This is a genomic window from Nocardia seriolae NBRC 15557, assembly GCF_007990715.1.
GTDB lineage: Bacteria > Actinomycetota > Actinomycetes > Mycobacteriales > Mycobacteriaceae > Nocardia > Nocardia seriolae.
The window spans coordinates 1-20,128 of sequence record NZ_BJWY01000076.1 but is presented as its reverse complement, the minus strand read 5'-3'; the positions used below and the strand labels follow the sequence as shown (position 1 = coordinate 20,128).

General features: G+C 69.4%; 15 protein-coding genes and 1 pseudogene. 11 read left to right on the top strand and 5 right to left on the bottom strand.

The features are described from left to right. The first annotated feature begins 265 nt into the window (after nt 1–265). Nucleotides 266–1,351, top strand: a complete 1,086-nt coding sequence (locus NS2_RS22185) for an alpha/beta hydrolase (RefSeq protein WP_228102896.1) — start codon at nt 266–268, stop codon at nt 1,349–1,351. 78 nt (nt 1,352–1,429) lie between these two features. Here NS2_RS22185 and NS2_RS22180 read toward each other — a convergent pair whose 3' ends face one another. Together NS2_RS22180 and NS2_RS37725 are read right to left on the bottom strand one after the other, a co-directional pair. Beyond that, nucleotides 1,430–4,318 (bottom strand): arabinosyltransferase domain-containing protein, encoded by a 2,889-nt coding sequence (locus tag NS2_RS22180; RefSeq protein WP_261772302.1) that lies wholly within the window; start codon nt 4,316–4,318, stop codon nt 1,430–1,432. 375 nt (nt 4,319–4,693) lie between these two features. Continuing rightward, nucleotides 4,694–5,122 (bottom strand): annotated as a pseudogene (locus tag NS2_RS37725) (hypothetical protein); the annotation flags it as partial. Between the two features lie 122 nt (nt 5,123–5,244). Here NS2_RS37725 and NS2_RS22170 point away from each other — a divergent pair. Genes NS2_RS22170 through NS2_RS22160 form a run of 3 tightly spaced genes read left to right on the top strand, consistent with a single transcriptional unit; the run spans nt 5,245 to nt 8,205 of the window. Continuing rightward, nucleotides 5,245–6,150: an alpha/beta hydrolase fold domain-containing protein gene (locus NS2_RS22170; RefSeq protein ID WP_082062678.1), complete on the top strand. Its 906-nt coding sequence runs from the start codon at nt 5,245–5,247 to the stop codon at nt 6,148–6,150. A 31-nt stretch (nt 6,151–6,181) separates the two neighbouring features. Further along, entirely contained in the window at nt 6,182–6,757 is a 576-nt protein-coding gene (locus tag NS2_RS22165) for a TetR/AcrR family transcriptional regulator (RefSeq protein ID WP_036547954.1), read from the top strand. Then, entirely contained in the window at nt 6,754–8,205 is a 1,452-nt protein-coding gene (locus tag NS2_RS22160) for an FAD-dependent monooxygenase (protein ID WP_045438483.1), read from the top strand. The genes NS2_RS22165 and NS2_RS22160 overlap by 4 nt, the downstream gene beginning before the upstream one ends. On the opposite strand, the gene NS2_RS22155 is transcribed toward NS2_RS22160, so the two are convergent. Both NS2_RS22155 and NS2_RS22150 read right to left on the bottom strand, forming a co-directional pair. Further along, on the bottom strand, nt 8,163–9,167 hold the full coding sequence (locus tag NS2_RS22155; RefSeq protein WP_071812043.1) for an alpha/beta fold hydrolase: 1,005 nt from the start codon (nt 9,165–9,167) through the stop codon (nt 8,163–8,165). The two genes, NS2_RS22160 and NS2_RS22155, sit on opposite strands and share 43 nt — an antisense overlap. 148 nt (nt 9,168–9,315) lie before the next feature. After that, nucleotides 9,316–10,158 (bottom strand): IclR family transcriptional regulator, encoded by an 843-nt coding sequence (locus NS2_RS22150; RefSeq protein WP_036547948.1) that lies wholly within the window; start codon nt 10,156–10,158, stop codon nt 9,316–9,318. 74 nt (nt 10,159–10,232) lie between these two features. Here NS2_RS22150 and hutH point away from each other — a divergent pair, with 74 nt between their 5' ends. From hutH to hutI, 5 genes are read left to right on the top strand one after another with little or no spacing between them, the layout of a single operon-like run. Then, nucleotides 10,233–11,777 (top strand): histidine ammonia-lyase, encoded by a 1,545-nt coding sequence (hutH, locus tag NS2_RS22145; RefSeq protein WP_071344784.1) that lies wholly within the window; start codon nt 10,233–10,235, stop codon nt 11,775–11,777. Then, complete coding sequence (gene hutU / locus NS2_RS22140) at nt 11,774–13,423, top strand: urocanate hydratase (protein WP_036551819.1); 1,650 nt, start codon at nt 11,774–11,776, stop codon at nt 13,421–13,423. Before hutH ends, hutU begins: the two co-directional genes overlap by 4 nt. A 5-nt stretch (nt 13,424–13,428) precedes the next feature. Further along, a complete protein-coding gene (locus tag NS2_RS22135; protein WP_071812396.1) occupies nt 13,429–14,628 on the top strand; it encodes an allantoate amidohydrolase in 1,200 nt (399 codons plus the stop codon). Next, nucleotides 14,625–15,920 carry a formimidoylglutamate deiminase gene (locus NS2_RS22130; protein ID WP_036551818.1) on the top strand — a complete coding sequence of 432 codons (1,296 nt, stop codon included), beginning with the start codon at nt 14,625–14,627 and terminating at the stop codon, nt 15,918–15,920. The genes NS2_RS22135 and NS2_RS22130 overlap by 4 nt, the downstream gene beginning before the upstream one ends. After that, the gene (gene hutI / locus NS2_RS22125) at nt 15,911–17,089 is read left to right on the top strand and encodes an imidazolonepropionase (protein ID WP_036551816.1); all 1,179 of its coding nucleotides are present in this window, start codon (nt 15,911–15,913) and stop codon (nt 17,087–17,089) included. Before NS2_RS22130 ends, hutI begins: the two co-directional genes overlap by 10 nt. A 16-nt stretch (nt 17,090–17,105) precedes the next feature. Here the strand turns inward: hutI and NS2_RS22120 are convergent, their stop codons facing one another. Then, a complete protein-coding gene (locus tag NS2_RS22120) occupies nt 17,106–17,690 on the bottom strand; it encodes a hypothetical protein (RefSeq protein ID WP_143837522.1) in 585 nt (194 codons plus the stop codon). A gap of 238 nt (nt 17,691–17,928) precedes the next feature. Between NS2_RS22120 and secY the strand changes: the two genes are divergently transcribed. Next, nucleotides 17,929–19,242, top strand: a complete 1,314-nt coding sequence (secY, locus tag NS2_RS22115; RefSeq protein ID WP_036551811.1) for a preprotein translocase subunit SecY — start codon at nt 17,929–17,931, stop codon at nt 19,240–19,242. A gap of 14 nt (nt 19,243–19,256) precedes the next feature. Continuing rightward, nucleotides 19,257–20,123, top strand: a complete 867-nt coding sequence (locus tag NS2_RS22110) for a LuxR C-terminal-related transcriptional regulator (protein ID WP_082062677.1) — start codon at nt 19,257–19,259, stop codon at nt 20,121–20,123. Nucleotides 20,124–20,128: the final 5 nt, after the last annotated feature.

Genomic DNA, 20,128 nt, shown 5'->3' with positions numbered 1-20,128 from the left:
GGATTCGTTGTGTACGTGAGCAATTCGTTGCCAACCAGACTCCAGGGTGAATCACCATGGGTGCCAACGGAGGCCCGGCGAGGCATTCGGGGAGACCGGTCGAACGGCAGCCGATATGCTGCACGGCGAACCGCCGCGCCGGGAACAGGGGAGCGGGGGAGGATTCGAGGGGAGCGGCCGGGTGCGGCCGGGCAACGGAAGGGCAAAACAGGATATGCGGGGAGGATGGGCCAAGCGGGGCCTGGTGGGAGCCGCGGTGGCCGCGATGCTGCCGTTCGGGGTGGTAGCCGGTCCGGCTGCGGCGGATACGAATCCGAATGCCTTCGATTTCTATGTCGATTCGAGCATGGGGTCGGTGAAGACGCGCATCGTGCGCGCGGCGGACGGGAATACCGATCGGGTGGTGTATCTGCTCGACGGTGAACGCGCGCAGAACGATTACAACGGCTGGGAGATCCACACCGCCATTCCGGCGGCGCTGGCCAAGTTCAATATCAATGTGGTGATGCCGGTCGGCGGCGAGTCCAGCTTCTACCAGGACTGGGATGGCCCCAGCAGCTTCGGCGGCAGCAATCCGGACGCCAATCTGTTCCCGAGCCGCGATTCCGGCTCGGCGATCGCGGGCTGGGACGAGACCTCCGGCAAGTCCTACACCTACCAGTGGGAAACCTTCCTCACCCAGAACCTGCGCGACGCGCTGCGAGATCGCCTGGGCTTCAGCGACTCCCGCAACGGCATCTTCGGCCTGTCCAGCGGCGGCAGCGCGGCCCTGCTCTTCGCCGCCTACCACCCCGACCAGTTCAACTACGCCGGTTCGCTCTCCGGCTACCTCTACATGTCCGCCCCCGGCATGCGCGACGCTCTCCGCCTCGCCCTGCTGGCCGCCGGCGGCTACAACATCGACTCCATGGCCGCCGCCGGCAGCCCCAAATGGCAGCGCATGGACCCCTACGGCTTCGTGGGCAACCTGGTCGCGAACAACACCCGCCTCTACATCTCGGCGGGCAGCGCCGTCCCCGCCCAACAGGACCTCTCCTCCACCGACGCCGTCATCCAGGGCATGCCCCTCGAGGGCATAGCCCTCGCCAACACCAAGGCCTTCCAGTCCAAACTCCAGGGCCTGAACTACGACAACGTCACCTACGACCTCCCCACCATCGGCGTCCACAACTGGGGCAACTGGGAACAGGCAGCCAACCGCATGCTCCCCGACATCGCCCAGCACATCGGCAAGCCCCTGCCCCCGGGCGCCCAACCCGCCCCACCCGCCGACGGCCCCGGCGGCGCCCAGCCCCCGAACGGCGAACAGCCCGCAGGCGCCCCGGCCCCCGGCCCGGGTCCCCAGAACTGACCACTGCCCAACCAAGAGATCCGCCGCCGCCCGGCATTCCGGGACGGCGGCGGATCCTTTTGTCGACTGTGGGGTGGGTCAGTGGGTTCCGCTCGGGTCGGGGGTGGCGTTGATGGGGGTGTCTTCGGTCCAGCCCCAGCGGGTTTCGACTCGGACGGCGAGTTGGGGTGTGGGGGCGTCGATGTAGGGGGTGAGGCGTTGGAGTTCGCCCCAGTCTCGGGTCCAGTCGTGGTTGAGGTAGGTGGGGAGGGTTTGGGATTTGAGGAGGAGGGTGGTCCAGCCGATTGGGCCGCCGCCTGAGGAGCCCTGCCAGGTTTCGGAGACCTGGGAGTTCAGTTTGTCGGGGAGGATGCGCCAAATCGGTTGCTGGGCTATGCCGTCGCGGTGGTCCAGGGGGTGTTGGCAGGGGAAGGCGAGGCCCACGTGGAAGTCGGTCAGGACCGGATCGGTGTGGCCCACTACCGAATCGAGGGTGGCGAGGTGGGGGAGGCGGGGTGGAGTTACGGCGATCCATTGCTTGCCGGTGGGGTCGTCGGAGGTGGCTACCAGGCGGATTGCGTTGGTTCGGTTGGGGATTCGGTCGAGGGGGATGGGGAGGTTGCGCCAGCCGGGGGCGCCGCCGACGGCCGGTGGGGTCAGGGTGCCGAGGGGGCTGGTGGTGCCGTCGTCGGCGCGGTGGGCGAATTCGACGCGGAGGTCGGCGCCTTCGATTTCGTGGCCCTGATCTTGGCCCGCGATGCGTCCGGCCACCGTCAGGATCACGATGTGGTAGGTGGGATCCTGTTGTGCGGCAGCCAGATCCATTCGATACCACTGGGTGGTGAGGTGGGCGGGCTGGGGTTGGGTGGTGGTGTAGTTGCCCAGGATGGGGGTGCGTTTGGGGTCCAGGCCGTAGGGGAGGGCGATGGTGCTGCCGTTGATTCCCGGGTCGGCCTTGGGTTTGTCGGTGGGGCCGCCGCCCGGTGGGGGCGTGGGTTTTTGGGTTCCGCCGCCACTGCCGCCGCCGGGGACCGCGCCTTCGGGGGCCAGGTCGCCGACGCCATTGGGGGTGAAGCCGGTGTTGTCGGCGGACAGGCCGTCGGCGGGGGTGCCGGTGTAGGGCTGTAGGAGGGAGTCCTCGGGCGTGGTTTCCACCAGGACGTCGTCGGCCAGGGCGCAGGGGTGGCCTTGCAGGGCAAGGAGATTCGAGAGGGCCACCGAATAGGCCGGGTATTGCGACCAGGCTGCGGCGGTCATGGTGCCCACTTCGAAGAGCACCAGGACGGCGGCGGCCAGGGTCAGTGGGCGGATGGCGATGCGGTCGAAAGGCTTGGCCGCGGAGCTGGTTTCGCGGTACGGCTCGCGGTAGTACTGCCGGGCGGCGACGAGCAGGCACAGCACGCCCAGGGCGAAGATCAGCGCGGCGATGCTGGTTCCGCCGAGGAGCGGGGCGCGGTCGGGCCAGCGGACGCCGTAGCCGGAGACGTACCACCAGCCGTTGGAGCCGGTGAAGCAGAAGGCCACCAGGAACAGGACGGCGGCGGCGAACAGGGAGCGCAGGTAGTGGACGCGAATGCCGTTGCCGCCCACCGCGACCGCGGTCACCGCCGCCAGTGCGGCCGCCAGCCCGGCATAGACGCCGAAATGGTGGGTCCACTTGGTGGGGGTGAACGCCATCAGCAGCAACGACATCGCGGCAATGCCGAGAACCCGGGCGACCGGGCCGCGCGAGGTGTCCGGGATGCGGCCACCCTTGCGCAACACCACCGCGAAACACACGCCCAGGCACAGCAGCATGGCGAGCACACCGAACCGCCGCGACAACGAGCCGTCGGGAGTCAGCGACAGCAGCGAGATCCAGCGGGTCGGCTCATCCGGCCAGGAGAGATTGGGACCGACCAGCTTCCGCACCCGGGTGGCCTCCAGCACCGAGGCAATGGTCTGGTCCGCGAAGACGACCGTCAGCACGAGCGTGCCCGCCGTCAGCACCGGCGCGATCCGTGCCAGGTAGGCGAGTGGGCGGGCCGACTCGGCTCGGACCTGGCTGACCAGGATCGCCAGGACTCGGCGGGAACCGGCGAAAAGTGCTGCCAGGCAGATCAGTCCGGAGGGGCCTGCGGCCAGGGAGAAGGCTGCGATGAGGACAGCTACGGCGGCGGGGAGGAGGCGGCGGGTGGCGATGGCGCGTTCGATGGAGCACCAGGTCAGGAGGGCGCCCAGGGCGATGAAGGGTTCGGGGCGCAGGCCGTTGTTGTAGGGGAGCCACAGGGCGAGAAAGACCAGGGCGGCGGTCCAGCGCGCTCCGGATCCGGTGCGGACACGGGAACCCAAGCGGGGGAGCACTTCCCGGCTGATCACCCACCAGCACAGGAGTCCGGCCAGCAGTGCGGGGGTGCGCATCCACACGCTGGCGTCGGAGACGCGCGTCATCTGGGCCAGTAGTTCGTAGGGCCAGCCGAAGGGCGCTTCCGCGACGCCGTACCAGCGGTAGTAATTGGCCGTGTAGCCAGCGTATTCGGACACTCGGGCCATGGTGAGGATGTAGCCGTCATCGGAGGTGTTGGCCCCGATCACGTGCCAGACGCCGAGCACGACCAGCACGACCGCGTCGGTGCTGGTGATCCGCCACCACCGCGGGGGCAGGAAACGACGCCTGCGGCGGCCGTCGGCGGCATCGATGAAATACAGGCAGATCAGCGCGATGAGCGTGCACAGCGCCGCACTCGCCATGGCGGCGAGCTTCAATGGGCTCGGACTCGACGAGAACCGCGCATCGATGTCGGCGTGCAGCCGGGCATCACTGAGCCGCGTCCGATCGAGATCGGTATACACGCCGACGATCTGCGGCCGCACATCCTCGTCGAGCGTGATCCGCAGGGGCGTACCGTCCGGCCGCTTCAGCCCCGTCAGCTCGGCGGAGGTGGTGGCGGCGGTCGAATGGATAACCAGCGCACCGCAACCCGCCTGCTGCACGACATTCGGCGTCACCCCGGACCCCGAACCGGGCCCGATCGCCGTGCCGCCCCCGAGATCTGCGCTGCTGGCGGGCGGCACTGGAGCGTCGGCCGGAAGAGTGCCGCCGAGGGGCGGCGTCGCGCCTGGGGGAGGAGTCGCGCCTGGGGGAGGAGTCGCGCCTGGGGGAGGAGTCGCGCCTGGGGGAAGAGTCGCCCCCGGAGGGGGAGTCGCACCGGGAGGAGGAGTTGCGCCTGGTGGCGGCGTCGCGCCTGCGGGGGGAGTCGCGCCTGCTGGAGGGGTCGCGCTATTCGGTGGTGTCGCGCCGGCGGGCTGGTTCGCGGCGGGGGTTGCGGTGGGCGTCGGCGTGGCGGTGGGTGTTGGCGTCACGCCCTGCGGTGAGGTGATTGCCGGGTCGGAAGCTGTTCCTACACCGGTCATTTCGAAGACCGAGGCGGTGAGCAGCGGGATGCTGCGCAATGTGACCGACAGGGTGCGGCCGGTGCCCGGCTTGTCTTCGATTCGTGCGATCAGACCTTTGGCGTCGGCTCCGGGGGCCTGCGCTGGGACGGTGGAGAGGACGGTTCCGGCCGACATGTCCCGCAGGACCGCGCACGGGACGCTGATGTGGAGGGTCAGCGGGACGTAATCCACCAGCGGTGCGGTCAGTTGAACCGACTGCGGTTGCGGCCAATCGATGCTCGCCCGGTCCTGCCGGACCGGCAGTAGCGGTGTGAGGACCGCCAAGACAACACCGAGCACCCCCGCGATGAGGGCGATCAGTCGAATTCGGAAATCTCCCCCAGAAACTGAACGCACGAACGCCGATGCTAGCCACATCCTCCGTGAAACTCATTGCCGAATAACCGGGGCGGTCCGTATCCGGCCGCTACCCGCGGGCATCCCCGAGGGTTGAAGTGTACGAAACTGTTTCGTACACTTTGAGCCGGAGGTGTTCCGAAATGCCAAGTATCAGAGCGTGTCTGCTGATCCACGCCATGCGGCTGCTGCGCGTGCGCCGCGCCCTCGACGGCCCCGAGCGAATCCGGCGAACGATCGCCGCGGACCGGCGAAAGGGCCCGGCCCCGCTACCGCCGCAGCTCCGGGAGCGACTGTGCGTGGGGGAGGAGGTGTACGACGGCCGCAAGGTCCACACCCTCGCCCCGCGCGCCGGGCAGCCCACCCGTCAGCTGCTCTACTTGCACGGCGGCGGCTGGGCCCGCCCGATCGCCGACCCGCACTGGGAACTGATCGCGAAACTGGTTGACCTGCTCGACTGTTCGATCACGGTCCCGATGTACCCCCTTTCCCCCGAGCGCACCGCCCGCGACACCCACGCCTGGTTGCTGTCCCTCTACGCCGACCGCGCATCCGCCCCGGACCTGACCCTCATGGGCGATTCCTCCGGCGGCAATCTGGCGCTGTCCCTGGCCATGCGGGCCCGAGATCACGGCCTCCCGAAACCATCTCGCCTGGTTCTGCTCTCACCGGCCCTCGACGCGACCGTCACCGATCCGGCCATCGACGCGCTCGACCGCCTCGACCCGATCGTCCCCGCCCGCGGACTGCGGACCCTGACCCGCATGTTCGCGGGCGGAATCGACCTGCGCGACCCCTTGGTCAGCCCGCTGTTCGGGACCCTGGACGGCCTACCGCCTATCGCCCTGTTCACCGGAACTCGCGAGATCCTCAATGCCGACGCACACCGCCTCCGGACCAAGGCCGCCGCCGATGGCTGCCCCCTGAACTGGCACGAATACCCGGCATGCCGCACGTCTGGCCCCTGTTCCCGATCCCCGAAGCCCAGCGCGCTGGGTGAGATCGCCGCCTTCGTCACCGGCGTCCCCGCTCCGAGCCGGGGTGTTTGAAGTGTACGAAACGGATTCGTACCCTTCGCTCATGGTTCGAGGACAAGAGCGAGTCGACGCGATTCTGGCGGCCACCCTGGATCTGGTCGCCGAGAGCGGCTATCCGGCCCTGACCACGGATGCCGTGGCCGCGCGCGCCGGTGCCAGCAAGGCCACCATCTATCGCCGCTGGCGCAATAAGGCCGAACTGCTCCGGACGGCCCTGGATGCCTACGACGCCCAGCACCTGGCGGCCATGCCCGACACCGGAACCCTGCGCGGTGACCTGGTGGCCGTGCTGGAGTCGCTGCGCGCCAAGTCTTCCGAGCGCTTCACTGCCATGGTCGGCGGCCTGATGGTGGCCATGCGACACGACCCGCAATTGGCTGCCGCCCTGCGCGAACACCTGGACAACGAGGAACTGTCGCCGTTCCACGACGCGCTGGACCGCGCCATCGCCCGCGGTGACCTGCCCGCCGACACCGACACCGAACTCATCCACGACGTGGCCGAGGCCATGATCATGCGCCGAGCACAGCTCGGCGCACCCTTCGACGACGCCTTCATCACCCGCCTCGTCGACCATGTCCTGCTCGTCCTGCTCGATCGCAGAGGAACCACACCGTGACCGTATTGATCGTCGGTGCCGGACCGACCGGCCTGACCCTGGCCTGTGACCTGGCCCGCCGGAATGTGCCGTGCCGCATCGTCGACAAGGCCGCCGGGGTCTTCCCGGGCTCCCGCGCCAAGGGATTGCAACCGCGCACCCTCGAGGTCTTCGACGACCTGGGCGTGATCGACGCCGTGCTGGCCGGTGGCGAACCGTTCCCGAAATTCCGCCTCTACCGAGGATCCGAGGTGGTGTGGGAGCGCAGCGTCGCCGAAATGCTCGGAGCCCCTTGGCCTTCCGCCTCTCCGGTGGTGCCCTATCCCGACACCTGGCTGATTCCGCAATGGCGGACCGAGGAGATCCTGCGCGCCCGCCTGATCGAGCTCGGTGGACGGGTCGAGTGGAACACCGAAATCATCGGCGTCACACAGGATTCCACCGGAGTCACCGCGCACACCGCGGACGGCGACCTGCGGGCCGACTACCTCGTCGCCGCGGACGGCGGTCACAGCACCGTCCGCAAGGCCCTCGGTGTCGGCTTCGAGGGCGACACCTTCGAAACCGAGCGCACCCTGATCGGCGACGTCCGCGCCGACGGCCTCGACGGCCGGTTCTGCCACATCCTCACCGGCAACGGCAATGTGGGCGAACGCTTCTCGCTGTGGAACTTGCCCGGCAGCCCCCACTACCAGTTCGTCGCGTCGATGCCCGCCGACCAGGTGCCGGACCCGACCCTCGACGCGGTGCGCCGACTGTGCCGGGAACGGTCCGGCCGCACCGGCATTCACCTGCACGACCTGCGCTGGATCTCGCTGTACCGGGTCAGCGCGCGCATGGTCGACCGCTACCGGGTGGGCCGGGTCCTGCTGGCGGGCGATGCCGCGCACGTGCATTCCTCGGCGGGCGGCCAGGGCCTCAACACCGGCGTGCAGGACGCCTACAACCTGGGCTGGAAACTCGCCGCCGTCACCGCGGGCGCGGACCCGGATCTGCTGGAAACCTATGCCGCCGAACGCATGCCGGTCGCGGCGGACGTTCTCGGTCTGAGCACGCTGCTGCACCGCCGGGACTTCCACGGCGGCAGCGCACCCGCCATCCATCAGCTCGACATCACCTATCGCGGCGGGCCGCTGACCGTCGACGACCGCGCCCGGCCGGGCGGCCTGCGAGCGGGCGACCGTGCACCGGATGGCCACTCCCCATCGGGTACAAGGCTTTTCGATACCTTCCGGGGACCGCACCACATCCTGCTGGCCTTCGATGCTCCCATTCCGCAGCTGGATATTCCCGTGCTCCCGATGTCGGTATGCGAGGGCTACGACGTGGCTCCGGGAACCTATGTCCTGGTCCGGCCGGACGGCTACGTGGGTGCCATCGGCGAGTCGGCGCAGGTTATCGGAAACTACCTCGACCGCAGCCGATCTCAGCCCACGACCGACCTCATCCAATCGATGACGACGGCCTGATGGTCCCGTGTATTCGGGGCGAGGTTGATGGCATGCCCGCTGCCGGGCAGCACATAGGCCCGCAGCCGGGCGGCGGGCGAAAAATACCGGCTCTCCGAAGCCTGCAGCGTGGCACTGTCGGCGCAGATCCTGAACCCGGATCCGCACGACAGCCGGTCACGGCCGCCGTCGACGAGCAGGACCGGCATATCCAGCAGGCTGGACTGGCCGGGCAGCGTGGTCAGCAGGCCGTCGGGGTACTCGCTGAGCGAGAAGGTCTCCTTGGTCGCCTCGTCGAGGGCGACCACCTGGGGATCGGGGTCCACGCCGTAGAAATTGGCGGCGCGGGTCCCGGGCCGGGCCACCAGATATCCGGAATCGATACCGAGCCCGGCGAATTCGGGCTCATCGACGGCCGAATGATAGGTCGCGATGACACCGAGCATGTCGGGGATGCTCAGCGTGTGCGAGTACCCGGTCAAGATGACGCCGTCGACATCGTGATGGTTGATGGCCTCCAACATCGAGGTGCTGGAGGTCAGCGAATGTCCCTCGGTGACGACCTCGGTGAACGGCGCGTGCCCCGCCAGCCCGCCGCGCAGGGCTTGCACGATGACGTGCAGCGCGTCCGCGGTGCCGGTGGCCGTCAGCGTCAGACTGGGCGGTCGGCTACTTGCGCCGTTGCCGAGCCGGTCCGCCACCAGCGTCGCGTACCCGGCCTTGTTCATGGCCCGCCGAAAGTTGTACGTGTCCTGCTGATACGGAAAATCCCAATAGACATGGTTGTAGTTGGACCCCGACATCAGCACCATGACCGCATCGGTCGGCCCGTCCGGCAGGCACAGAGTCCCCGCGATGGTGCCCTGTGCCACCGGAAAACTCACATCCTGGCAGCGATCGGACACCGGCAGATCCGCGTGGGCGAGGCCCGGAGTGAAGCACAGCAGGATCGTGGCCGCGCCGACGGCCAGCGTCCGGAACATAGTGCGCACGTTATGAAACCCCTCGGCTGAAGTCGGCTTCCGGTCCGGCCATTCTCTGGCGAATGACGATACCCCACACCATGCTCCGTGAGCTGCGCATTCGCCCTTTCGGAGGTTGCCGCGCTACCGGATTCGACCCTCGATCGACTCAGGTGATTCGATGCGGCCGACCGGTCGGGGTGGGTGGGCGGCCGCCGATGGTGGCGGTGAGGGCGGCCGCGGTGGCGCGGACCGGGGCGGCGATTTCGGGCCAGATTTGTCCGCATTCGGCGGATTCGTCGGGGGCCTGCGAACTCTCGCCGGATCCGTCGGGGCAGTGGTGGCGCAGGGTCAGGCCGATCGCGGCGATCGGGCGGCCGCCGTGGTCGAAGACCGCGGCCGCCACCGTGGCGAAACCGGCTGTGACATAGCCGTCTTCGACGGCCCAGCCGCGCTCCCGCTCGGTCTTCAACAGCCGCCGCAGCCCGCGCAGATCGCGCGGCCCGCGTGCGGTGCGCATGGGGAAGGCGGCCGGACCCGGGAACAGGGCGCGCACGTGTGCCGGGTCGAGCCGGGCGAGCATGGCGCGGCCGGTGGCGGTGAGCTGTGCGGGCAGTCGCACGCCCACATCGGTGACCAGGGTCTGCGGCCGCGCGGGCCGCTGCTCTATGAGGTACAGAGATTCGCGGCCGTGCAGGATGCCCAGGTGCCCGGTCCCGCCGACGGTGTCGACCAAACCGCGCAACAGCGGCGCGGCCACCCTTTCGAGCGGATCGTGCCGCAGATACGCCGAGCCGAGTTCGAAGGCGGCCAGGCCCAGCCCGTACTTGCGCTCGGCGTCCAGATACGTCACGTATCCGGCCTTCCGCAGCTCGTTGAGCAGCTGGTAGGTCGAGGATCTGGGCAGTCCGAGCTCGCGGGCGATGAGCGCGGCGGGCACCGGGTGCGGACGCTGGGCCAACAGGTCCAGCACCCGGAGTCCGCGCCGCAGCGCGGGAATGTCACCGCCCATACTGTCTGAAATACCAGACGAAACCCGGTCGTGGGTGCTCGATCCGAAGGCTCGGAGGCGCTGGAATGGTGCCCATGACGCGAATCGGAACCGACCGGGTGCCGGTGGGAGCGGGCCCCTTGAGCCCGGCGGCGGTGGTGGCCGTGGCCCGCCACGGGGCCCGGATCGAACCGGCCCCGGACGCGCTGGCCGAGCTGGCCAGGGTACGGCGGCACATCGACCAGCTCGCCCACAGCGACCGACCGGTATACGGGGTGTCCACCGGCTTCGGCGCGCTCGCCCTGCGCCACATTCCGCCGGATCGGCGAACCGACCTGCAGCGCTCCCTGATTCGCTCGCACGCCGCCGGTGCGGGCGAGCCGGTCGAGCCCGAGGTGGTCCGGGCCATGATGCTGCTGCGCCTGCGTACCCTGCTGTCCGGGCACACCGGCGTGCGACCCGAGACCGCGCGGGCCCTGGCCGGGCTGCTGGACAGCGGCCTGATTCCGGTGGTGCCGGAATACGGTTCACTGGGCTGCTCGGGCGACCTCGCGCCGCTGGCCGCGGTGGCGCTGGCGCTCATGGGCGAGGGCTCGGTGCTCGGTCCCGACGGGCCGCGGCCCATCGCCCCGGCGCTGGCCGAGCACGGACTGACCCCGATCGTGCTGGCGGAGAAGGAGGGTCTGGCCCTCACCAACGGCACCGACGGCATGCTGGGCATGCTTGTGCTGGCCATCGAGGATCTGCGCCGCCTGTTCGATCTGGCCGATCTCACCGCCGCCATGAGCGTGGAGGCGCAATTGGGCACCGACCGGGTGTTCGCGGCGGACCTGCAAACCCTGCGGCCGCATCCCGGGCAGGCGCTGGCGGCGGCGCGCATGCGGGCGGCGCTGGCCGGGTCGGAGATCGTGGCCAGCCATCGCGGCGCGGACTGCCCGCGGGTACAGGACGCGTATTCGCTGCGCTGCGCGCCGCAGGTGCACGGTGCGGCCCGGGACACCCTGGCGCATGCCGAGACCGTCGCCGAGCGCGAATTGGCTTCGGCCATCGACAATCCCGTGGTGCTCGCGGACGGCCGGGTGGAGTCCAACGGCAACTTCCACGGCGCGCCGGTCGGCTACGTGCTGGACTTCCTCGCCATCGCGGTCGCGGATGTGGCGAGCATCGCCGAGCGGCGCACCGATCGCATGCTGGATGTGCACCGCTCGCACGGGCTGCCCGCGTTCCTGGCCGCCGATCCGGGCGTCGACTCCGGGTACATGATCGCCCAGTACACCCAGGCCGGGGTGGTGTCGGAGCTGAAGCGACTGGCGGTACCGGCCTCGGTGGATTCGATTCCCTCCAGTGCCATGCAGGAGGACCACGTGTCCATGGGCTGGGCGGCCGCCCGCAAGCTGCGCCGCGCGGTGGCCGGGCTGACGACCGTGCTGGCCATCGAATTGCTCACCGCGGCACGAGCATTGGATTTCCGGGAGCCGCTGCGGCCCGCTCCGGTGACGGGTGCGCTGCGGGATCTGGTGCGGGCGCGGGTGCCCGGGCCGGGACCGGATCGGCATCTGGCACCGGATATCGCCGCCGTCACCGATCTGGTGCGGTCGGGAGCGGCGGATCACCTTCTCGCATTGGGGGTTTCATCATGACCAGAACCGTTCGCGCCGCCCGCGGCACCGGACTCACCGCACGCAGCTGGCAGACCGAGGCGGCCTGGCGCATGCTGCACAACAATCTGGACCCCGAGGTCGCCGAGCGGCCGGAGGACCTGGTCGTCTACGGCGGCACCGGCAAGGCGGCCCGCGACTGGCCCAGCTTCGACGCGATTGCCCGCACCCTGCTCGACCTGCGCGAGGACGAGACCCTGCTGGTGCAGTCCGGGCGCCCGGTCGGCGTGCTGCGCACCCACGAGTGGGCGCCGCGGGTGCTGCTCGCCAATTCGAATCTCGTTCCGGACTGGGCGAATTGGCCGGAGTTCCGGCGGCTGGAGGCGGCCGGGCTCACCATGTACGGGCAGATGACCGCCGGGTCGTGGATCTACATCGGTACGCAGGGGATTCTGCAGGGGACCTACGAGACCTTCGCGGCGGTGGCGGCCAAGCGATTCGGCGGAACCCTGACCGGAACGCTCACGCTCACAGCGGGTCTCGGCGGCATGGGCGGTGCGCAGCCGCTGGCGGTGACCATGAACGGCGGGGTGGCGCTGTGCGTCGAATGCAATCCGCGGCACGCGCAACGCCGGGTCGAGACCCGGTATCTGGACGAGATCGCCGACGATATCGACGATGCGCTGCGGCGTGTGCTGGCCGCCAAGGCCGAGCGGCGGCCGCTGTCGGTGGGGTTGATCGGCAATGCCGCCGAGGTGCTGCCGGAGCTGCTGCGACGCGAGGTCGAGGTCGACATCGTCACCGATCAGACCTCGGCGCACGACCCGCTCACCTACCTGCCGATCGGGATCGCGCTCGAGGACTGGGACGACTACGCGAGCCGGAAGCCCGACGAATTCACCCGCCGTGCACGGGATTCCATGGCGCTGCACGTCGGAGCCATGGTCGGTTTCATGGATCGCGGCGCCGAGGTGTTCGACTACGGGAACTCCCTGCGTGGCGAGGCCAAGCTCGCCGGGTACGACCGCGCCTTCGACTTTCCCGGCTTCGTTCCCGCCTACATCCGCCCGCTGTTCTGCGAGGGCAAGGGCCCCTTCCGCTGGGTCGCGCTCTCCGGTGATCCGGCCGATATCGCCGCCACCGACCGCGCCATCCTCGACCTGTTCCCCGAACACGAATCCCTCGCCCGCTGGATCCGGCTGGCGGGCGAGCGCGTCGCCTTCCAGGGGCTGCCCGCGCGCATCTGCTGGCTGGGCTACGGGGAACGGCAGGCGGCCGGGGCGCGTTTCAACGAGATGGTCGCGCGCGGTGAGGTTTCCGCGCCCATCGTGATCGGCCGCGACCACCTGGACTGCGGATCGGTGGCGTCGCCCTACCGCGAAACCGAGTCCATGGCCGACGGCTCCGACGCCATCGCCGACTGGCCGCTGCTCAACGCCCTGGTCAATACCGCCTCCGGAGCCAGCTGGGTGTCCATCCACCACGGCGGCGGCGTGGGCATGGGACGGTCCATTCACGCGGGCCAGGTCACCGTCGCCGACGGCAGTGCCCTGGCCGCCCAGAAGATCGACCGGGTGCTCACCAATGATCCGGGCATGGGCGTGCTGCGCCACGTGGACGCGGGTTACCCGGAGGCCGAGGCGGTCGCCCGCGCGCAAGGGGTTCGGATTCCGATGTGGGAAGGGTGAAGCCGGTGTCTGCCAATGGCCTGCTGAAGGAGATCGAGGACGTCGGCGCGGACCGGGGCCGGGGCGGGTATTCGCGGCATGTGTTCACCGATGCCGACAGCGAACTGCGGGAATGGTTTTCGGCGGCCGCCCGAGCCCGGGGCCTGGACGTGCACGTGGATCGGAACGCCAATGTGTGGGCCTGGCTCGGGCGGCCCGGGGCGAACGCGGTGGTGACGGGGAGCCACCTGGATTCGGTGCCCGGCGGTGGTGCCTACGACGGGCCGCTGGGGGTGGTGAGCGCCCTGGCGGCCTTCGATCTGCTGCGGGCACAGGGGTTCTCGCCGCGGCGGCCCCTGGCGATCGTGGTGTTCGCCGAGGAGGAGGGCGGGCGCTTCGGGGTGCCGTGCCTCGGCTCTCGGCTGCTGACCGGAACCCTCGCGCCGGAGCGGGCGCTGGCGCTGCGGGACGGCAATGGCGACACCTTCGCCGACAGTGCCCGCGCCGCCGGATATGCGCCGGAGAACTTCGGACGTGATGCCGAAATGATGGGCCGGATAGGCGCCTTCATCGAGTTGCATGTAGAACAGGGTCAGGGACTTGTGCGCCTGGACGCGCCGCTGGCCGTCGGCAGCGGAATCATTCCGCACGGTCGATGGCGGTTCACATTCACGGGTCAGGGCAATCACGCCGGGACGACCCTCATGGGTGATCGCCGGGATCCGATGCTGCCCGCGGCTGCCCTGGTGACAGCGGTGCGGCAGGTGGCGCGTGCGGTGCCGGACGCGCGCGCCACCGTGGGGCGGCTGGTGCCCACGCCGGGCGGGACCAATGGGATCGCCTCGCGGGTCGACGTCTGGGTGGACGCGCGACTGGCCGGGCCCGGCGACGTGCACGAGCTGGTCGCCGAGATCACCGAACGGGCCGGGGCGGCAGCCGAAGTCGAAGGATGCGCGGTGCAGGTCCGGGAGGAGTCCTACGAGGGCGCCGCGGATTTCGACACCGGCCTGCGGGATCGGCTCACCGCGCTGCTCGGCGGCGCGCCGGTGCTGCCGACCGGTGCGGGGCACGATGCCGCGGTGCTGGCCCGGTTCGTGCCGACGGCCATGCTGTACGTGCGCAATCCGAGCGGGATCAGCCACGCGCCCGAGGAATTCGCCGAGCCCGCCGATATCGACCACGGCACCGCGGAATTGGCCCGGGTGCTGCGGAGCCTCGCCGGATGACCACCTACTGGTGCGCGCGGGCCTGGCTCCCCGGCGGGGTGGCCGAGGGGGTACGCATCGATGTCGCCGAGGGGGTCGTCACGGCGGTGTCGGAGGGCGAGAAGCCGTGCGGAACAACGCTTCCGGGTCTGGTCGTGCCCGGCTTCGCCAATGCGCACTCGCACGCGTTCCATCGCGCTCTGCGCGGGCGCACCCATGCCGATCGCGGCAGCTTCTGGACCTGGCGCGAGCGCATGTACGCGGTGGCGCGGCGGCTGGAGCCGGACTCCTACTACCGGCTCGCGCGGGCGGTGTACGCGGAGATGGTGCTCGCCGGGTACACGAGTGTCGCGGAATTCCACTACCTGCACCATCCCGGGCACGGACAGCGCTACGCCGACCCCAACGAGTTCTCCCACGCGCTGGTCGCGGCGGCGGCCGACGCCGGGATCCGGCTGACGCTGCTCGATGTGTGTTATCTGGCAGGCGGTTTCGGGCGACCCACCACCGGGGTGCAGCAGCGCTTCGACGACGGGGATGCCGACGCCTGGGCGCGGCGGATCGAATCCTTCGATCCGGCAGGAGATCTGGTCGTCACCGGTGCGGCCATCCACTCCGTGCGGGCGGTGCCGGCCGAGCAGTTGCCCGCGGTGGTGCACGGTGCGGCCGGTCGGCCGCTGCACGTGCACCTGTCCGAGCAGCCGCGCGAGAACGAGGAGTGCCTCGCCGTCCACGGTTGCACGCCCACCCAATTGCTCTCGGCGGCAGGAGCTCTCACCCCTCGCACGACGGCGGTGCACGCCACCCACCTCACGCCCGGCGATATCGCCGAGCTCTCCGGCTGCTGGGCCTGCCTGTGTCCGAGTACCGAAGCCGACCTCGGCGACGGGATCGGCCTCGCCCGCGCCCTCGCCGATGCCGGGGCGCGTCTGGCCCTGGGCAGCGACGGCCAGTCGATCATCGACCCGTGGTTCGAGGCGCGGGCGCTGGAATTCCACGAACGGCTCGCCAGCGGGCAGCGCGGGCGCTTCGACGCTCATGAATTGCTTTCCGCGGCAACGGCTCATGCCGCGTCCGGGTGGTCGAATCAGGGTGCCATCGCGCCCGGGCGCGGCGCGGATCTGGTCTGCGTCGACACCTGCTCACCGCGCACCGCCGGGGTCGAAGGACCCGGAATCCTCTTCGCGGCAACCTCATCCGATGTCACCGACGTGATGATCGCGGGGCGGTGGGTGGTCCGCGACCGCGTGCACCGCACCGTCACCGATGTCCCCGCCGCTCTACAGACCGAGATCGGAGCGCTATGGCAGTGAACCCGGCCGCCACGGTCATCACCGGAATCTCCGAACTCACCACCAATACCGACGAATTCGGTGTCGTGCACGACGCTGCCCTCGTCCTGGAGGGCGAGCGGGTGAGCTGGATCGGCCCGTCCCGCTCCGCCCCGGACGCCGACCACCGGGTGGATGTCGGCGGCCGCGCCGTGCTCCCCGGCGGGGTCGACAGCCACACCCACCTGGTCTTCGCCGGTGACCGCACCGAGGAATTCGCCGCCCGCATGAGCGGAATCCCATACTCCGCCGGAGGCATTCGTATCACCGTCGAAGCCACCCGCGCGGCCGACGACGCCGCCCTCGCTATCAACCTCCGCCGCCTGCGCGCCGAGGCGCTGCGCCAGGGCGCCACCTACCTGGAGACCAAGACCGGCTACGGCCTCACCGTCGCCGACGAGAAACGCTGCGCCGCCCTCGCGGCCGAGGTGGTGGACGAGGTCACCTTCCTGGGCGCGCACATCGTTCCACCCGACTTCACCGCAGACAGTTACCTGGACCTGGTCTGCGGCCCCATGCTCGACGCGGTTTCCGAGCACGCCCGCTGGATCGATGTCTTCTGTGAGACAGGCGCTTTCGACGCCGCTCAATCCGCGCGAGTTCTCGAGGCGGGCAAATCCCGAGGGCTCGGCCTGCGAGTCCACGGCAACCAGCTCGCCCCCGGCCCCGGCGTGCGACTGGCAATCGATCACGGTGCGGCCAGCGTCGACCACTGCACCTACCTCACAGACGCCGACGTCGAAGCCCTCGCCGCCTCCACCACGGTCGCCACGCTCCTGCCCGCCTGCGACCTCTCCACCCGCCAGCCCCTGGCCCCCGCGCGCCGCCTCCTCGACGCGGGCGCGCGAATAGCCCTGGCCACCAATGCCAATCCCGGCAGCTCCTACACCACGTCCATGCCCTACTGCGTCACCACCGCGGTCCTGCAAATGGGCCTCACCATCCCCGAGGCCATCCACGCCGCGACCGCCGGTGCGGCCCTGGCCCTTTCCCACGACCTCACCGCCCCGGGCGCGGTGGGCGTCCTGCGCCCGGCCGCCACCGCGGACCTCCACATCCTCGACGCCCCCTCCGCCACCCACCTCGCCTACCGCCCGGGTGTGCCTTTGACGTGGGCGGTCTGGCAGCGGGGCACGCGGGTGCAGCCCTGACTCCGAGCCGATCCGCTCAACCGAGCTGCGGGCAGAAGTACTTCAGCGTGATTTCCGCGATCGCCCGTTGCGCCGGATCGGTGATGGCAGCGAGATCGGTCTTCCGGGTCCTGGCGGTCTCCGCGCCGCCGATGCGCCAGGTGGTGCAGGTGGTCAACGGGTCCATGAAGAGCACACCCGAGATCGTTCGAATTCGTTCGACGGTGTCCGCGGGATAGACCGCCGGCAGGTAATCGCACACGCCGCGCACGTAGTCGGCGAGAGCGTGCTTCGGCTGGGGACCCCAGGGCCACTGATCATCCGGATAGGTCATGGAATCGAGCAGGTCGGCGGACTGCGCCCAGCTGCCGCCGAGCTGGCGGATTCCGGCGCGCATCAGCGCGAGCATCTCGTTCGGGCCCATATCGGCGATGTTCTCGTCGACGCAGTGCGAAGCGGCCGCCGTCGTACTCGTCTGCTGGGCAACGGGGGAGGACGTGTCGCTCGCCCGAGCGCCCGTGCCGGTCGTGTCCGCCCTACAGCCGGCGATCGTGCAGGTGATCAGTGCCGCACAGAGCATCAGGCTCGCGCGTGTGGCCGGCGGTCCGGCAATGACTTTCATCTGGTGTCCGCCTCTCGGACGTATCGCGATACTGCGTCCCTATCGCCCGCCGGGATACGGGCGTGACGGGCGATACGGAGTGTCGGAGCCGCGTGTCGAAACGGTCTCGTTCCCTCCATCGGGGGAGGCCGAATTCGGCCTGGCGGGCGACGTGGGCGGGTACGGAAATCCGTAGCGTCGAGGGCCCCGGACAGGGCCGATCATGGTGTCCGGCAACGTCATCGGTCGAGGAGGGCCTGTGCTAGCCGCGCTCGTGCCTGCCGTGCGGACACCGGATGTGCGGCGGAAGATCCTGTTCACGCTGGGGCTGATCGCGCTGTACCGCCTCGGTGCGGCGCTGCCTTCGCCCGGCGTCGACTACAAGTCCGTGCGCAGCTGTATCCGGCTCGTCTCCGGCGGTGAATCGGCGGGGATCTACCAGCTGATCGATCTGTTCTCCGGCGGGGCCATGCTGCAACTGTCGGTGTTCGCGATCGGCATCGTGCCGTTCATCACCGCGAGCATCATCACCCAGCTGCTGACCGTCGTGATTCCGCGGTTCGAGGAACTGCGCAAGGAGGGGCAGACCGGGCAGATCAGGATCACGCAGTACACCCGCTATGTCGCGATCGCGCTGGCGATCCTGCAAGCGACGACCCTGGTCGCGCTGGCCTCTCGCAAAGAGCTGTTGCGGGGCTGCCCGCACGACATCCTGGACGACACCTCGATTTTCGGGATGATCATCATCGTGCTGGTCATGACCGCGGGCGCGGCCCTGGTCATGTGGTTCGGCGAACTGATCACCGAACGCGGCATCGGCAACGGCATATCGCTGCTGATCTTCGCCGGCATCGCGGCTCGAATCCCGAGCCAGGGCAGGTCGATTCTGGACAGTCGCGGCATCCTGACGCTGAGCGCGGTCTGTGGCGCGATCGTGCTGGTCATCGTGGGTGTCATCTTCGTCGAGCAGGGCCAGCGCCGGATTCCGGTGCAGTACGCCAAGCGCGTGGTCGGCCGCAAGATGTACGGCGGGTCCTCGACGTATCTGCCGTTGAAGGTGAATCAGGCCGGTGTCATCCCGGTCATCTTCGCCTCGTCGCTGCTGTATCTGCCGAACCTGTTGGCGCAGTTGACCCAGAAGTCCTCGGGCAATCCGGCCAAGTGGCAGGAGTTGATCCAGAAGTATCTGGTCAATCCGAGCAATCCGGTCTACGTGTCGATCTACTTCGCGTTGATCGTGTTCTTCACCTACTTCTATGTCGCGATCACCTTCGATCCGGAGGAGCGCGCGGACGAGATGAAGAAGTTCGGCGGCTTCATTCCGGGGTATCGCCCGGGCAAGCCGACCGCGGATTACCTGAACCACGTCCTGAGCCGGATCACGCTGCCGGGCTCGGTCTACCTCGGTGTCGTCGCCGTGCTGCCGAATCTGCTGCTGCGCACCGGCGGTACGGCGCAGAGTCTCGCCTTCGGCGGCACCTCGGTGCTGATCGTGGTGAGCGTGGGCCTGGACACCGTCAAGCAGATGGAGAGTCAGTTGATGAGCCGGAACTACACGGGATTCCTACGCTGAAGCAGACTGGGCACATGGCCACGACCAATCCGACCCACCCGCTGCTGCTGCGGCTGGTGTCCACGCTGGTGCTGGCGATCAGCGCCACCGTGCTGTCTCCCGGCAGCGCGGACGCCGCCCCGATCGCCGGTCGCGGCGCCATCCTGGGTCTCGAACCCGGTCCGGCGGGTGCGTCGGCCGAAGTCGCCGCTGTGCAACGGGATTCGACGATCTCCGTACTGCTGGGCAATGACCAGATCCTGTTCCGCTCCGGCCTGCGGGCGGTCCTCGAGACCCAGCCGGACCTGCACTGCGTCGCGGAGGTCGGCGACGGGGCCGCCGCCATCCGGGAAATGCGGCGGCTGCGACCCGATATCGCCATCCTCGATCTCGAACTGCCCGGACTCGCCGACCCGGCCGCCGTCGAGGCGGTCGCCGAACTCGGCGGCGCCAGCCGGATTCTCACCCTCGCCGACCGGGACACCGACGAAAACCTCTATCGCGCACTACGTCTCGGTGCCAGCGGGTTCCTGACCAATACCGCGCCGACCCGGGATCTGGTCGCCGCCATCCGGACCGCGGCACACGGCGACGCGCTGATCGATCCGCGCTCGACCCGCCGTTTGCTCACGCGCCTGACCCACGGTGTCGAACCATTCACCGGTGCACCGGAACTCGCGGCCCTGACTCCACGCGAACATCAGGTGCTGATCCTGATTGCGCAGGCGCGCACCAACCCCGAGATCGCCGCGGCCCTCGGTGTCGGCGAGCAGACCATCAAAACCCACGTCTCCAATGTGCTCGCGAAACTCGGTGTCCGCGACCGGGTCCAGGCCGTCGTGTACGCCCACACCCATCGGCTACCGGGACTCTACGAACAACCGGCGGTGGTGGACCTCTAGTGTCG

What these genes read in the sequence shown, in the direction of transcription:
- NS2_RS22185 (WP_228102896.1), top strand. Translation starts at nt 266, where the DNA reads ATGCTGCCGTTCGGGGTGGTAGCCGGTCCGGCTGCGGCGGATACGAAT.
- NS2_RS22170 (WP_082062678.1), top strand. Translation starts at nt 5,245, where the DNA reads ATGCCAAGTATCAGAGCGTGTCTGCTGATCCACGCCATGCGGCTGCTG.
- NS2_RS22165 (WP_036547954.1), top strand. Translation starts at nt 6,182, where the DNA reads ATGGTTCGAGGACAAGAGCGAGTCGACGCGATTCTGGCGGCCACCCTG.
- NS2_RS22155 (WP_071812043.1), bottom strand. Translation starts at nt 9,167, where the DNA reads ATGTTCCGGACGCTGGCCGTCGGCGCGGCCACGATCCTGCTGTGCTTC.
- NS2_RS22150 (WP_036547948.1), bottom strand. Translation starts at nt 10,158, where the DNA reads ATGGGCGGTGACATTCCCGCGCTGCGGCGCGGACTCCGGGTGCTGGAC.
- hutH (WP_071344784.1), top strand. Translation starts at nt 10,233, where the DNA reads ATGACGCGAATCGGAACCGACCGGGTGCCGGTGGGAGCGGGCCCCTTG.
- hutU (WP_036551819.1), top strand. Translation starts at nt 11,774, where the DNA reads ATGACCAGAACCGTTCGCGCCGCCCGCGGCACCGGACTCACCGCACGC.
- NS2_RS22130 (WP_036551818.1), top strand. Translation starts at nt 14,625, where the DNA reads ATGACCACCTACTGGTGCGCGCGGGCCTGGCTCCCCGGCGGGGTGGCC.
- hutI (WP_036551816.1), top strand. Translation starts at nt 15,911, where the DNA reads ATGGCAGTGAACCCGGCCGCCACGGTCATCACCGGAATCTCCGAACTC.
- NS2_RS22120 (WP_143837522.1), bottom strand. Translation starts at nt 17,690, where the DNA reads ATGAAAGTCATTGCCGGACCGCCGGCCACACGCGCGAGCCTGATGCTC.
- NS2_RS22110 (WP_082062677.1), top strand. Translation starts at nt 19,257, where the DNA reads ATGGCCACGACCAATCCGACCCACCCGCTGCTGCTGCGGCTGGTGTCC.